A 13103-nucleotide genomic window follows, 5' to 3' on the forward strand; every position below is an offset into this window, starting at 1 on the left:
AAAAAATTTTTTTCCATACGCGTAGTTTTTTAGTAGTCCAATTAGTCCAAAATACCTATTTAAAAAATAATATCTTTATATATCAATATATTACATAAAATTTATTGGACTAATTTTTCTTTTTTTGGACTATTTTTAGGGTGTTTTGGACTAATTTTGGGGTGTTTTGGACTACTCAAAAAATGAACAGAAAGAGTTTTGGGTTAGTTTTGGACTAATTTTGGACTACATTGGACTACTCAATTAGTCCAAAAAACGCCTCTTAAGTATTTGATTTTAAAGGATTGGACTAATTGGACGAATTGGACTACTGTTTTTTACTAAATATAAAAAAAATTTTTTGAAACCGTAAAAGTGGCGGATAGGTAGATTTTTGTTTTTGGCTGAAAATCTCTCTGTTTATGCTACATTACTTTTAACAAGTGACAAAGCTAATAAACTTCATGAAGCTATCTATTCTAGCTTAGGTAGCTTTTATTGTTTTTGTTATGGTGAGATACAAGGGGTTATGATTGTATAAGCTAATCTATTTGATATAATCTATCACTATCTCAAGTTATAGGCGGTTATATGCTCAAATTTAATGAACTAAAAACAGCACAAGCAAGCGCTTATTTGCTATATAAAGCCGGTGGAACAATGCACCATATTAAGCTAATGAAGTTGCTTTATTTGGCGGATCGTTTGAGTTGGTTAGAAAGAGATTGCGCTATTAGTGGGGATACTTATTATTCTCTACCTTATGGACCGGTATTATCAAAAACGCTTGATTTAATACGAGGTGAAACGTTAAACCATATCCCGACAATATGGGAAGAATGGGTTAGCGATAAAGAAAATCATCAAGTAAGCATTGCTAAACAAGTAGATGAAAATGATGAATACTTTTGGAGCGAGCTTTCATTTAGCGACACAGATATTCTAGAGCGAATTTTCAATAAATACGGACACTTTGATCGTTTTGAATTGGTAGAGCTAACACATGACCCTAGATATGTTCCAGAATGGGAAGATCCAAAAGGTAAAGCAAAGCCTATCACTTTAGATAAACTATTAACACACTTAGGTAAAAGTAAAGCACACATCAAAGCTATTTTTGACGAGCACGCAGAAAAAGAGCGCATTAACAATCTTTTTAGGGCCAGTGAATGGTAGGCAAAATAGAGAGAAAAATCACGCTTCTACTCCCTACTTTTAAAGGAAGTAGCGATGAATTAAAGCATTTATTTTTCATTCTAACTGATCCATGTATTGATTATGAATATAATCGTAGCGACATGCTTTTACTCGTGAATTGTTCTTCAATCAACCCCGATAGACCTTATGATGAAACGTGTGTATTAAGTGTTGGAGAACATCCTTTTATTATACGAGAGAGCTATATTTACTATAAAGAAATGCGAATAGAGAGCCTTTTTAGTATCGAGAAAGGAATAAGCGAAAAGCGATTCATTAAAAAAGAAATTATCAATAACGAACTTTATCAAAGGATTTTAGAAGGCGCATTTAAATCAAGAATGACAGAGCGTAAGTATTTAAGATTTTTAAGAGGCGCAATCTCTCAAGGCGCGTGTTTAGATATATTTAGTAAACCCTAATAACATTCAAAGCTATCTACTTCCAAATGGAATAGGTAGCTTTTTAGTATTTGCTGATAACCTCCCCTTTTATGCTACATATTTTGGCGGACTTTCTGGAGCAGTACGCGCGCGCGAGGATTGAATAGAAAGTAGTTATTTACTGACAACTTCTCTTTTTTATGGACTCCAGAATTAGGAGGGTTTTATACAAAATAGGAGATAACACCGAAGCATAGTTATATCACCATAGTAAAAAGTGAACTTTCTTCACCTGATCCGCCAATTTTAAAAACAACCCTATGTAAGTGATGAATTGAAAAATATTACTGCAAAATATGACAGTATTAAGCCATTAGAAATTTGATTAAATAACAACCTATTCTATACATGACTTTTGGTTTTAGTTATACGTTTAGTTATACAAAATTAAAATGTAATTACCCTACCCTTTATACATCAATGTGTTATATAACGAGTTCGATTGAGATTATCCCAATTTCAAAGCCTTGAATCTTATGATTCGAGGCTTTTTTATTACAAATATTTCTGAAATTCTTTTCGTTTTTCTATATAATGCGCGTCCGGGTTATCGCTAAGGTAGCCCGGCGACTATCAAAAAATAAGAGAGTTGAAAAATGACAACAGAAAATATCAGCACACCGAAGCAAGCCTTCGTCGGTTTACAAATGCTTTTCGTCGCATTTGGTGCTTTGGTTCTCATGCCGTTAATTACAGGGCTCGATCCTAATACGGCACTGCTTACCGCCGGTATCGGCACCTTAATCTTCCAAATCTGTACTAAAGGACAAGTACCTATCTTCCTTGCGTCTTCTTTTGCGTTTATTGCTCCGATCCAATACGGCGTACAAACGTGGGGAATCCCGGTTACAATGGGTGGGATCGTCTGTAGCGGGTTAATCTACTTTGCCTTATCCGCATTGGTAAAACTCAAAGGTGTAGCAATCTTAGACCGCCTATTCCCGCCTGTGGTTGTTGGTCCGGTCATCATTATTATCGGATTAGGATTAGCTCCGATCGGCGTAGATATGGCGATCGGCAAAGGTACCGAAATTCCTTATTCTACAGCTGTTACGGTTTCCATGATTACCCTTATCACAACGCTCATCGTGGCGGTTTTTGCGAAGGGAATAATGAAATTAGTTCCGATCATGTTTGCCATTGTAGTGGGCTACATTGTGTCGCTATTCTTTGGATTAGTGAATTTCCAACCGGTATACGATGCTGAATGGTTCAGTATGCCGAATCTCACCGCTCCGGAATTTAAATTGGAAGCGATTCTTTATTTACTGCCGATTGCTCTTGCTCCGGCGGTTGAACATGTTGGTGGTATTATGGCGATCAGCTCGGTTACAGGCAAAAACTTCCTGAATAAACCGGGTTTACATCGCACTCTACTCGGTGACGGTTTGGCGACTTCTGCCGCAGCAATGGTGGGTGGTCCGCCAAATACGACTTATGCCGAAGTAACCGGAGCCGTTATGCTCACCAAGAACTTTAATCCGAGAATTATGACTTGGGCAGCTTGTTGGGCGATTGCAATTTCTTTCTGCGGTAAAGTAGGCGCATTCTTACAAACCATTCCGGCGGTGGTGATGGGCGGTATTATGATGTTGGTGTTCGGTTCCATTGCCGCGGTGGGAATGAGCACCTTAATCCGCGCAAAAGTGGACATGAGCGTTCCGCGTAATTTATGTATCGTCTCGGTAGTCATGACTTTCGGTATCGGCGGAATGCTGATTAATGTGGGTGAATTCTCACTCAAAGGCATCAGTTTGTGTGCGATTGTCGCTATTTTATTAAACTTAATATTGCCAAAAGAGCCGGTAGAAAAAGAAAATCAATAATGAATTAATTCAGATACTTAGCAAAATGGCACGATAACCGTGCCATTTTTACTATTTATGCCTGCGCTTCCAATATTTCCCTTAATACAGAAATACCTTTCTCAATTTGTTGATTAGAAATGATTAACGGTGGTAAAAGACGTAATTTATGCTTTGCCGTTAAGGTTAAAATACCTTTTTTAATTCCTTCGGCTGCAATATCTCCTGCGATTACCCCGTCTTCAAATTCTATCCCGAGCATTAAGCCCAAACCGCTGACAGATTTCACCTTCGGCAAAGTTAACAAGGCTTGACGCAATTTTTCTCCTTTAGCTTGAATATCCGCTAAAAATTCAGGCGTGAAACGGTCTAATACTGCATTGGCAGCAGCACAACAAACCGGATTAGCGCCGAAAGTCGAACCATGATCACTTTTACCTAAAGTATTTTGGCATTTTTCACCGAGTACAAATGCTCCGATAGGCAAACCTCCGCCCAAACCTTTAGCCAGCGTGATAATATCCGGCGTCAATCCAAATTGTTGATAAGCAAACATAGAACCGGTACGCCCAATGCCGGTCTGGACTTCATCAATAACGAACAACACATCTTTTTGCTGGCAGATCTGCTGTATTGCGTTTAAATAATCCGCATCTAACGCACAAACTCCGCCTTCGCCTTGTACAATTTCAACAATAACTGCACAAACATTATTTTGTTCCAAACGCTTAGCCAGCACCTGAATATTGTTGGCAGGAAGAAATTCAAAACCTTGAGTGAATGGGAAGAAGAATTTATGGAATACTTCTTGCCCTGTTGCCGCTAATGTTGAAATAGTCCGACCGTGAAAAGAATTTTGTAGAGAAATAACCGTTGAACGTCCTTCACCGTATTTATCAAAGCTGTATTTACGTACGGTTTTGATTGCCCCTTCGTTCGCTTCAGCCCCTGAATTGCAAAAAAATACGCGTTTCAGACCGCTTGTAGCCACTAATTTTCGGGCAAGAACGACGGATGGCTCGGTATAATATAAGTTAGAGCTATGCTGTAATTTCCCTGCTTGCTCGGTAACGGCTTTAAGCCAAGTATCATCCGCCCACCCTAAGCTGTTTGTGCCGATCCCGCTACCGAAATCAAGATATTGATTGCCTTCAAAGTCCCATACATCGCAACCTCTACCGTGCGAAAGCGCCAAATCAAAACGCCCGTAGGTTTGCGCGAGATAGTCATGATCAAGTTGTTTTATTTGCTGGCTATTCATTGTTGTTATCCTGTATATAAAATTGTAATGCTCGAATGGAACGTATTCGTCCGTGATTTGAATTTATTGATAAAACAAAGTACCGTTGCCTTTATCCGTTAGCATCTCAATTAAAATTGCATGGGCGATACGCCCGTCAATAATGGATGCTTCTTCTCCGCCTGCATTGATAAAATCGGTACAACATGCGATCTTCGGAATCATACCGCCTGCGATAATGCCTTGATCAATTAAACCTTGCACATCACTGACCTTTACATTATCAATCAGTGTACTTTCATCAAAGCGGTCTCGCAGTAAACCGGCAATGTCAGTCATACTGACTAACTTCGCCGCCTTCAACGCAATCGCAATTTCACTTGCTGCCGTATCGGCATTGATATTATATACAACCCCGTTATTATCTACGCCGACCGTTGAAATTACCGGGATCAAATCTGCGTTTAATGCTAATTCCAAGACTTTGGTATCAACATTCACGATCTCACCGACAAAACCGAGATCGACCTCGCCTTTAAGTTTTTCACATTGCAACAAACCTGCATCAATTCCGCATAAACCAATGCCTTTGCCGTTTAGCAAAGCGACCAAACTTTTATTCACTTTACCCGCAAGCATTTGTAGCACAATATCGATAGTTTCTTTATCCGTTACACGTAGCCCGTTGATAAATCGGCTTTCTTTACCAATCAGTTTCAACCCCTGGGAAATCTCAGGTCCCCCCCCATGCACTAATACCACCTTCAAGCCTATTTGGTTCAACAGTAGTATATCTTGCATCACCGCTTGCTTGAGTTCTTCGTTAACCATCGCATTACCACCGTATTTAACAACGATAATTTTGTCTTTGAACTTGGCAAGTTTGTGGGTGGCATCGCTGAGTAATTCAGCGAAGATGCCTATATCTTGTTGTTGCATATTTATTCCTTAAATCGCTAACCCTGTAGTTTCTTCTCTACCAAGCATAATATTCATACACTGTACAGCTGCACCGGACGCACCTTTTCCAAGGTTATCAAAACGGGCAGCAAGTAATAATTGTGACGCGTTGCTATAGACGAAAATTTCAAGATTATCTTTACCCGACAAACCATTCGCCGCCAACATATTATCGTTCGGTATGGTTGCATACGGATGAACGGAAATAAGCTGACTTCCTTGATAATAGTCGGTTAAGCACTGAGCAATCGCCTCTCCTGAGCGGTATTTTTCAGTAATTGCGCTAAAACTAACAGGCACCGTAACTAACATTCCGCTATAAAAATCAGCAACGACCGGAGTGAAAATAGGTGGGTGCTGAATACCGGTTAAAGCCATCATTTCCGGCAAATGTTTATGATTTAACGTTAAACCGTACACACGCGGTGAATTAAAAGAGTAAGGGCGATTTATATCCTGATATTCGGCAATCATTGTCTTACCACCGCCCGAATAACCGGTCAAAGAATGGCAACTGAGCGCGTAATCCGCGGCTAAGATGCCCATTTCGACAAGCGGTCTGATGAGTGCGATAAATCCCGTTGCGTGGCAACCCGGAACGGCAACACGATTTGCCTGAGCAATTTTCTCTTTTTGCCCTGAAAGCTCTCCGAAACCATAAACCCAATCAGGATTAACGCGATGAGCTGTTGAGGTATCACAAATACGCACGTTTTTCGGTGCGAGAGCAATAATCTCTTTCGACGCCTCATCGGGCAAACAGAGAAAAGTGAGATCCGCCTCGCTGATTTTGGCAAGGCGGGCATGGAGATCTTTACGCTGTTCCTCTGGCAAAGTCAGCAATTGAATATCCGCTTGATCAGATAAACGTTCATGGATACGCAAACCGGTTGTACCGACCGCACCGTCCACGAAAATTTTATATTGTGTCATGTGCAATTCCTGTTATTTTGAATAGGGTATTACCAACTAGTTTATGCAGATTTTACACAGATGACAACTAAATTTGAATAATTATGCAATTATTTTGAATTAATATTCCCACCCTTTGACAACTGTTCTGCCATTTCAATATGCTGAATAATGGCTTTACGATCTATCGCCGGGTTTTCACTGCTGAGTACAAACTTCCAATAGTGGATCGCAAGTAGATAGTTATTGTGTAAAAACGCATCGGATGCTAACAACAATATACTTGAACTCTCTTTCGGATCTAACTTTAAGGCTTGTTCAATCCATTCTCCCGCTTGCGGTGTCATCACTTGCTTGTTGCGGTAATAATCTGCGGTTGCCATTGCACCGAAAATAGCCGGTTTATCTCCCAATACGGCATGAGCATTACGAAAACAAACTAACGCAGACTCAAAATCATTACTTAAAGAGTATGTTCTACCTAATTCATACCACGCTTCCCCGTTGTTCGGATTTTCACGCAGTTGATTTTGTAAGCTGATAATATACTGTGCTCTGTCTGCTTCTGCCTGCTGTTGCTGATACTGCGCGGAAGCTTCCTGATCCTGCTTTGCTTGCTGATAACGCCCGCTTTGCCAATAATAAATACTACTTGCTAAAAAAATGGTGGCTAATGCAGCTACACCCAAAGCAAACGGTTTCATTCTTTGCTCTCGTTTCTGGCGTCTAGCTAACTGCATTTGTTCAAAAGCATCGCGAAAATTGGTTTCCTCCAAAAATTCTTGCTTTTCTTTATCTGCAAAATTTTCGGCGAAACTGACCGCTTGTTGATGATGTTCTTTATTTAATTGATCTCGATGAGTCATGTTTTCTCCTTTTTACCCGCCACCATACCGCGCCCAACATTACAAGCAACAACACAAAAGGCGTTCCCCATAATATCCACGTTTGCGGATTAAACGGTGGTTTATAATTTACAAAATCGCCGAAGCGATCAGTCATTATTGTAATAATTTCTTCATTACTTTTACCTTGATTCACCATTTCATAGACCTCAAGGCGGATTTTATAAGCTTGTGTCGCATTAGACTCTACCAAATTTTGGTTTTGACATTGCAGACAGCGTAGTGATTTTGCCAATGCTATCGCTCGTAAGCGATCCGCCTCAGAATGAAATTGGAAAGTATCAACCATTTCAGCCCGCACAAAACATGCAAAGCATAACAGTACCAAAGCAAAATATTTCTTCATTATTTTTCCTTACGCAATTCTAACAGACGCGGCATAAATTCCTGCTCAAAATTCGGGTGGTAACCTTTTTGCTGGTAACGCACCACACCATGTTTATCAATCAAATAGCTGATAGGTGCAGAATTTACTTTCAGCATGCCAATTAAAAATGCACGATCATAATCATCTATAGTAAAAAGAAACGGGTTTCCCCAACGACTTAACGCATTGCGCGCATCATCGGGGCGATCTGCGTAAGTCAAGCCCACAATCGGTACGCCTTTTTGCTGCATATCAAGCAAAATAGGGAATTCTTTAATACACCAAGTACACCAACTTGCCCAAACATTGAGAATAAACGGTTCTTTCGGCAAACTGTCTTTCGTCAACACAGCATGATTATCCGACAAATGTTTGGCACTGAACTCCGGTAACGGTTTACCTCGCCAATCTTCACTGGGAGAAATGGCGTCAGGATCTTTAAGCTGCAAAACCAAAAATAAAACAACGACAAGTAATAATACAAGCGGTAAGAAAAGGAGCGTTTTTTTCATATTGATGCCTTTTTACGTTTTCGATATCCGAATATAGCCAAAATCGAAGCCATCACCATCATAAGCCCACCAAACCATAATGCCCCGACATAGGGTTTATAGTGTAAGCGGAAAGCATATTCATCGTTCGGATATCTGTCTCCCATTACGATATAAACATCATCCAAACCGTGATGATACAGCCCTACTTCGGACATCGTCATCGTGCGAATATCATAATAGCGACGTTCCGGGGAAATGGTCGCTAAATAATCCCCGCTAGCGTCATAAAGATGAAATAACGCTTTTTCAGTCGTGTAATTCTGCCCGATTTGGTGATGGAGAGAATCGTAGTTAAACCGAAATCCCGCCAGTTCAGTATTTTCGTTTGGCTTTAAGCGAACACCAATTTCATTCGCATAGTAACTGCTCATCATCACGCCACAAACAGCAACGGCAAAGCCGATATGTGCCAAACGCATAGCCAGCGAACGTAGGCTCCACATCGCTTTGTCATAAGGAAAATGAGTCAAGATAATCCAGAACGCCAGGCTTATAAATAGCGTGGGTAAAAATTGAATGTTATGGGGTGAGCTACGACTTGAAACTTCAATCCAAGCCGTCAAGACGCTTAGCAACACCGCGACAGGCAATAAAATAAGCTGAATTTTTTGCGTATGAGGAGGTAACCGCTTCCATCGCAATACTGTTGCAAAACCCATTATTGCCATTAACAGTAAAACTAACGGCGTAAATACACTATTGAAATAAGGTGCACCGACAGAAATCGATCCCCACGCCATCGCAGTAAAAATCATCGGGTAAAATGTGCCTAAAATCACAACACAACAAGCAAGGCTGAATAATCCGTTAATCAGTAAAAAAGCCGTTTCTTTAGAAAACAGTTTAAAACGGACGTCTCCTTGCCATAAATTAACCCGCAATGCGAATAATGCCAAAGAGATAAAGCTGAGCGCAAAAAACAGCAATAATAAAGCAATACCGCGATCAGCATCAACAGCAAAAGCATGGACGGAAGTCAATACGCCGGAACGAACAATAAAAGTACCAAGAAGACTTAATGCAAAGGCAAAAATTGCCAATAAAATCGTCCAGTAGCTGAAAATACCACGTTGTTCACTGACAATTAAACTGTGTAGTAATGCCGTTCCTAACAGCCACGGCATAAGTGAAGCGTTTTCAACCGGATCCCAAAACCACCAGCCACCCCAACCGAGTTCATAATAAGCCCACCATGCGCCCAAAAGAATTCCGGCAGTTAAGAAACCCCAGGCAATCATTGTCCACGGGCGAATCCAACGTGCAACCGCGTAATCAAATACACCGTCCAATAAGGTGGCACTGACCATCGCAAAGCTCACCGCAAAACCGACATAACCGAGATAAAGTAGCGGAGGATGAAAAATTAAACCGATATCTTGCAACATCGGGTTGAGATCTCTGCCTTCCGGTACGGCCGGAAACAAACGTTCAAACGGATTGGATACCCATAAAATAAAAAGTGCAAAACCAAAAAGAATCAGAGAAAGAAAAGCAAGGGTCCGATTGGCAAACAAGCGGTCAGTTTTGCCCGAAAAAATGCAAAAAACACCGGACCATAATGCAAGTGCGGTCATCCAAAATAGCATTGAGCCTTCATGCCCACCCCAAGTGGCCGCAAATTTGAAAAAAACGGGTAATTGACTATTAGAATGTGCGGCAACATATTTCACACTAAAATCATCAGTAATAAAGGCTTGAGCCAGACAACCAAATGAAATCAATGCCAATACGCACTGTACGCCTGTAAATAAGCCGTTCAGTTCCAGCCATTGCGGCTGCTTACGCCATTCCCCCCACAAGGAAAATCCGATTTGAACCGCACAAGTCGCGACGAGTAAAATCAACGAAAAATAGCCCAATTCAGGGTACATAATCCATCCACATTTTTGTAAAAAACGGCGTCATTCTAACCGCTTGTAATGAATAAAAAAAGGACGAAATATTATTGGACGACCTGATTCGATTAAAACACCCGATTACTGAACGCGATATAACATATTGGTTATCCGGCGGCTTGTTGCTCGATATAATCACGATGTCTTTTACTTTGAAACGGCACAATAGATACAGTATCTTCCGATTTCAGCAGTTGATAAAACTGAGGGAAATTAAAACTCTCAAAGGATTTTTCCGCTCTATGGCTAATTTCTTCCGAATATAACTTACTGATTTGTTTGACTTTAGCTTCCTTTTCTCCGCAGCAATAACGGTAACATTCCGAATGATTTTGTTTATCTAAAACATAAACATTGAAGCTGTCATCCTCATTATCTTCAAAGAAGAACTGTAAAAAGCCTTCACTCGCAAAGCTGTATATCTCTTTCGGAATCGCCACATTCAATGTATTGATTTTTGTGACGCAACAACCTTCTTTATCTTCCTGTTGCTCAACCGCTTGGATTTCTTTTAAGGCCAGATGCCCGTCAAATACTAATTGCCACTGTTTGCCGGCTATATTAAACGTTTGCAGCTGCTGACGTTGATAGATTGACCCTGTCTGCACCGTAATACAACGATTGACTAACCCCATCACAATTTTCTGTAGTTCGTTACGTAATTGTCCGCTGTAACTAAAAATATTCACTGAATGAGGCGGCGCAGAACTGCGATAAATTTTATTTGAAATAAACTTTAACGCTTTTAAAAGCGCATCATTACCTTCAAAATGCTTCGTGAGAACTTCATTCCACATATTACGATAAATGATATTAATACTACCAATCACCCCCGGTTCTGAAGAGCTTAAATTGAAAAGATCAACCTGAGCAATTTGTTCTTTAGAATAGGGCGGAATATTTCGAGTTGGATCTTGCGTCAGATTTATTGCGACAATTAAATTTCGGATTTCATGCGGATGATAGAGATCATCACTACGCATTGCCGGCGCTTTAACCGGAAAAGATAATCTCAAATCCGTGATAAATTGGCGTAGCGTCACCAAACTTACCGTTTGGCTCACTAGATGAATATGGGTACTTGCAGTAATAATGCCATTAAAATAAGCCCAAGCGACTAAATTCCCCAACTCTTTCTGATATTGCACATGACGCGAGGTCGAATCATAAGAACTTAACGGCGCATGGTTAATCATATACCAGCCCGCTTTGGTTGATAATCCTTGCCCGACTTCAATAAAAGTCACTTCGCTTTCAGCCAACTTCGTTGCGATATTTTCATTAATTAACAAAATTTTTCCCGGCTGTTCCTCAAATACGGAATACAGTTTACGCATCAAAATATCTGTATCTTGCGGCATAATGCTGGGATCAATATGAAACTTACGGGCAAAATGAATCAAGTTGCGATAACTTTGTAATAATTGTTCTACAATCATCTGCTGGTGAAGCATCGCTTGCTTAATTTTCCAATTTTTCCGATTATCTAAAATTTCAATTTCTTTAGCACTCCATCCCCAACCGGCAACCAGTTCGTTCAATACCTGTTTGCGATGAATATCATTTTGACCATCACTGGCCTTAATATAAAAACAGTTACGCAAGCGATCCAATCTTCCGAATTCTTTGCGCTTTTCAAGGTAAGTCGTTACCTTTTCCAACATTGCAAGATAAGGATCAAAATGGTAGCTCACCGAATGAGCTGCGAGTAATATCGTTTTAAATTTTTTAGAGATAAGATTTGTTTCGGGATAAGTTTCTGCGTAAGTTTCCAACAGCATGATTTTAATTGCCGATTTATACGGGCTTTCAATACCTTTATAAAGCTGCCAAAGACTTGCTCCGAAGTATTCGCCGAGCGGTAATGAACTGAAATCGCCGAAATCGATCCATTCAGAGAGATCTAATTCACCACGTTCCTTTGCTTGTTGAATGATGAATTGGTAATCTTGTTGGTCATCTGCAATATGAGTCCACAATATTCGCTTGCCGGCAAGACGAATCGCAGAACGGTAAAATTCATCTAATAATAAAAAATGTTGGGCAGATCCATTATGTTCTTCGGTAACGCCGCTGTTATATTGATGAGCTTTAAAGGCATCCGAATTCATTAAATAGAAATTGACTTCTATTCCCAGTTGCCCTGCCCATAGTTTAATTTTTGCTAACTTATTTTCAATAGATTGTTTTTGTTCGCTACTAAAAGTTTTTGAGTAACAAAGCCATAAGTCCAAATCGGAAAGACTGGTTTGAGTAATGGAACCAATACTTCCCATTAAATACATTCCATCAAAAGCAGGATCTTGATTATCCATAGAGAAATTATTTGATAACGTATTCAAATACTGCTGCTGAGCCGAAGTCAATTCAAAATACGCAATACCATAGGGTGCATTTTCCACATAGGCAGGCAATAAAGGATGGTTACATTGAACAAGTAATGGAAGTAACGAAAAAACATGTTGGAACGGTTCTGAACAATTTCTTAACGCACTTTGAATGCGAAAACTTTCTAACGCATCAACACGCGATTTAGCGAATTCCAATCGTCCTAAAAAATGAGACGATAGGGCTATCTCTTTATCTGTGCTTACTAATGTTAGCTCTTTCATCTGTAACCATTCTCTAATACAAAAATGTGATCAATGTAACATTTTAAGCAAAAAAGTAAAGTATGGACAACCAACCCTTAAAATCAAAAATAGATTTGCAAAATATTCCCCCAAACCGACCGCTTGTCAGCCTTATTCTTCTGTTCATTGCTTCCGCAAAATAAAAAAAACCGCAAGCTATCTCTAACTTGCGGTTTCTCTCGTATTAAAACCCTGATGGTGCCCTACTCTCAC

At 40.0% G+C, this 13103-nt stretch carries 11 protein-coding genes; 3 read left to right on the forward strand and 8 right to left on the reverse strand.

All coding sequences use genetic code 11. The annotated features are described in order from the left end of the window. Window positions 1–570: 570 nt before the first annotated feature. The 3 genes from ACEYJ7_RS04370 to ACEYJ7_RS04380 all read left to right on the forward strand — a co-directional run bounded on the left by ACEYJ7_RS04370 (window position 571) and on the right by ACEYJ7_RS04380 (window position 3445). Window positions 571–1155 (forward strand): Panacea domain-containing protein, encoded by a 585-nt coding sequence (locus ACEYJ7_RS04370; protein WP_373777843.1) that lies wholly within the window; start codon window positions 571–573, stop codon window positions 1153–1155. Beyond that, window positions 1149–1598 carry a terminase gene (locus ACEYJ7_RS04375; protein WP_373777844.1) on the forward strand — a complete coding sequence of 150 codons (450 nt, stop codon included), beginning with the start codon at window positions 1149–1151 and terminating at the stop codon, window positions 1596–1598. The genes ACEYJ7_RS04370 and ACEYJ7_RS04375 overlap by 7 nt, the downstream gene beginning before the upstream one ends. Window positions 1599–2215: 617 nt before the next feature. Next, entirely contained in the window at window positions 2216–3445 is a 1230-nt protein-coding gene (locus ACEYJ7_RS04380) for a uracil-xanthine permease family protein (protein WP_373777845.1), read from the forward strand. Window positions 3446–3500: 55 nt separating this feature from the next. On the opposite strand, the gene ACEYJ7_RS04385 is transcribed toward ACEYJ7_RS04380, so the two are convergent. The 8 genes from ACEYJ7_RS04385 to ACEYJ7_RS04420 form a co-directional block, all read right to left on the reverse strand. Next, window positions 3501–4685, reverse strand: coding sequence for an aspartate aminotransferase family protein (locus ACEYJ7_RS04385; RefSeq protein WP_373777846.1), 1185 nt, complete (start codon window positions 4683–4685; stop codon window positions 3501–3503). 63 nt (window positions 4686–4748) lie between these two features. Next, window positions 4749–5603: an acetylglutamate kinase gene (argB, locus tag ACEYJ7_RS04390; RefSeq protein WP_373777848.1), complete on the reverse strand. Its 855-nt coding sequence runs from the start codon at window positions 5601–5603 to the stop codon at window positions 4749–4751. A 9-nt stretch (window positions 5604–5612) separates the two neighbouring features. Continuing rightward, on the reverse strand, window positions 5613–6557 hold the full coding sequence (gene argC / locus ACEYJ7_RS04395; protein WP_373777849.1) for an N-acetyl-gamma-glutamyl-phosphate reductase: 945 nt from the start codon (window positions 6555–6557) through the stop codon (window positions 5613–5615). A gap of 89 nt (window positions 6558–6646) precedes the next feature. Beyond that, window positions 6647–7402 carry a tetratricopeptide repeat protein gene (locus ACEYJ7_RS04400; RefSeq protein WP_373777851.1) on the reverse strand — a complete coding sequence of 252 codons (756 nt, stop codon included), beginning with the start codon at window positions 7400–7402 and terminating at the stop codon, window positions 6647–6649. Beyond that, window positions 7377–7787: a heme lyase NrfEFG subunit NrfF gene (gene nrfF / locus ACEYJ7_RS04405; RefSeq protein ID WP_373777852.1), complete on the reverse strand. Its 411-nt coding sequence runs from the start codon at window positions 7785–7787 to the stop codon at window positions 7377–7379. Before nrfF ends, ACEYJ7_RS04400 begins: the two co-directional genes overlap by 26 nt. Continuing rightward, entirely contained in the window at window positions 7787–8320 is a 534-nt protein-coding gene (locus ACEYJ7_RS04410; protein ID WP_373777854.1) for a redoxin family protein, read from the reverse strand. Before ACEYJ7_RS04410 ends, nrfF begins: the two co-directional genes overlap by 1 nt. Next, entirely contained in the window at window positions 8317–10233 is a 1917-nt protein-coding gene (locus ACEYJ7_RS04415; RefSeq protein ID WP_373777855.1) for a heme lyase CcmF/NrfE family subunit, read from the reverse strand. The genes ACEYJ7_RS04410 and ACEYJ7_RS04415 overlap by 4 nt, the downstream gene beginning before the upstream one ends. 131 nt (window positions 10234–10364) lie before the next feature. Further along, a complete protein-coding gene (locus tag ACEYJ7_RS04420) occupies window positions 10365–12869 on the reverse strand; it encodes a class I adenylate cyclase (RefSeq protein ID WP_373777856.1) in 2505 nt (834 codons plus the stop codon). Window positions 12870–13103: the final 234 nt, after the last annotated feature.

Source organism: Glaesserella sp. (assembly GCF_041814905.1).
Taxonomy (GTDB): domain Bacteria; phylum Pseudomonadota; class Gammaproteobacteria; order Enterobacterales; family Pasteurellaceae; genus Glaesserella.

What these genes read in the sequence shown, in the direction of transcription:
- ACEYJ7_RS04370 (WP_373777843.1), top strand. Translation starts at nt 571, where the DNA reads ATGCTCAAATTTAATGAACTAAAAACAGCACAAGCAAGCGCTTATTTG.
- ACEYJ7_RS04375 (WP_373777844.1), top strand. Translation starts at nt 1,149, where the DNA reads ATGGTAGGCAAAATAGAGAGAAAAATCACGCTTCTACTCCCTACTTTT.
- ACEYJ7_RS04380 (WP_373777845.1), top strand. Translation starts at nt 2,216, where the DNA reads ATGACAACAGAAAATATCAGCACACCGAAGCAAGCCTTCGTCGGTTTA.
- ACEYJ7_RS04385 (WP_373777846.1), bottom strand. Translation starts at nt 4,685, where the DNA reads ATGAATAGCCAGCAAATAAAACAACTTGATCATGACTATCTCGCGCAA.
- argB (WP_373777848.1), bottom strand. Translation starts at nt 5,603, where the DNA reads ATGCAACAACAAGATATAGGCATCTTCGCTGAATTACTCAGCGATGCC.
- argC (WP_373777849.1), bottom strand. Translation starts at nt 6,557, where the DNA reads ATGACACAATATAAAATTTTCGTGGACGGTGCGGTCGGTACAACCGGT.
- ACEYJ7_RS04400 (WP_373777851.1), bottom strand. Translation starts at nt 7,402, where the DNA reads ATGACTCATCGAGATCAATTAAATAAAGAACATCATCAACAAGCGGTC.
- nrfF (WP_373777852.1), bottom strand. Translation starts at nt 7,787, where the DNA reads ATGAAGAAATATTTTGCTTTGGTACTGTTATGCTTTGCATGTTTTGTG.
- ACEYJ7_RS04410 (WP_373777854.1), bottom strand. Translation starts at nt 8,320, where the DNA reads ATGAAAAAAACGCTCCTTTTCTTACCGCTTGTATTATTACTTGTCGTT.
- ACEYJ7_RS04415 (WP_373777855.1), bottom strand. Translation starts at nt 10,233, where the DNA reads ATGTACCCTGAATTGGGCTATTTTTCGTTGATTTTACTCGTCGCGACT.
- ACEYJ7_RS04420 (WP_373777856.1), bottom strand. Translation starts at nt 12,869, where the DNA reads ATGAAAGAGCTAACATTAGTAAGCACAGATAAAGAGATAGCCCTATCG.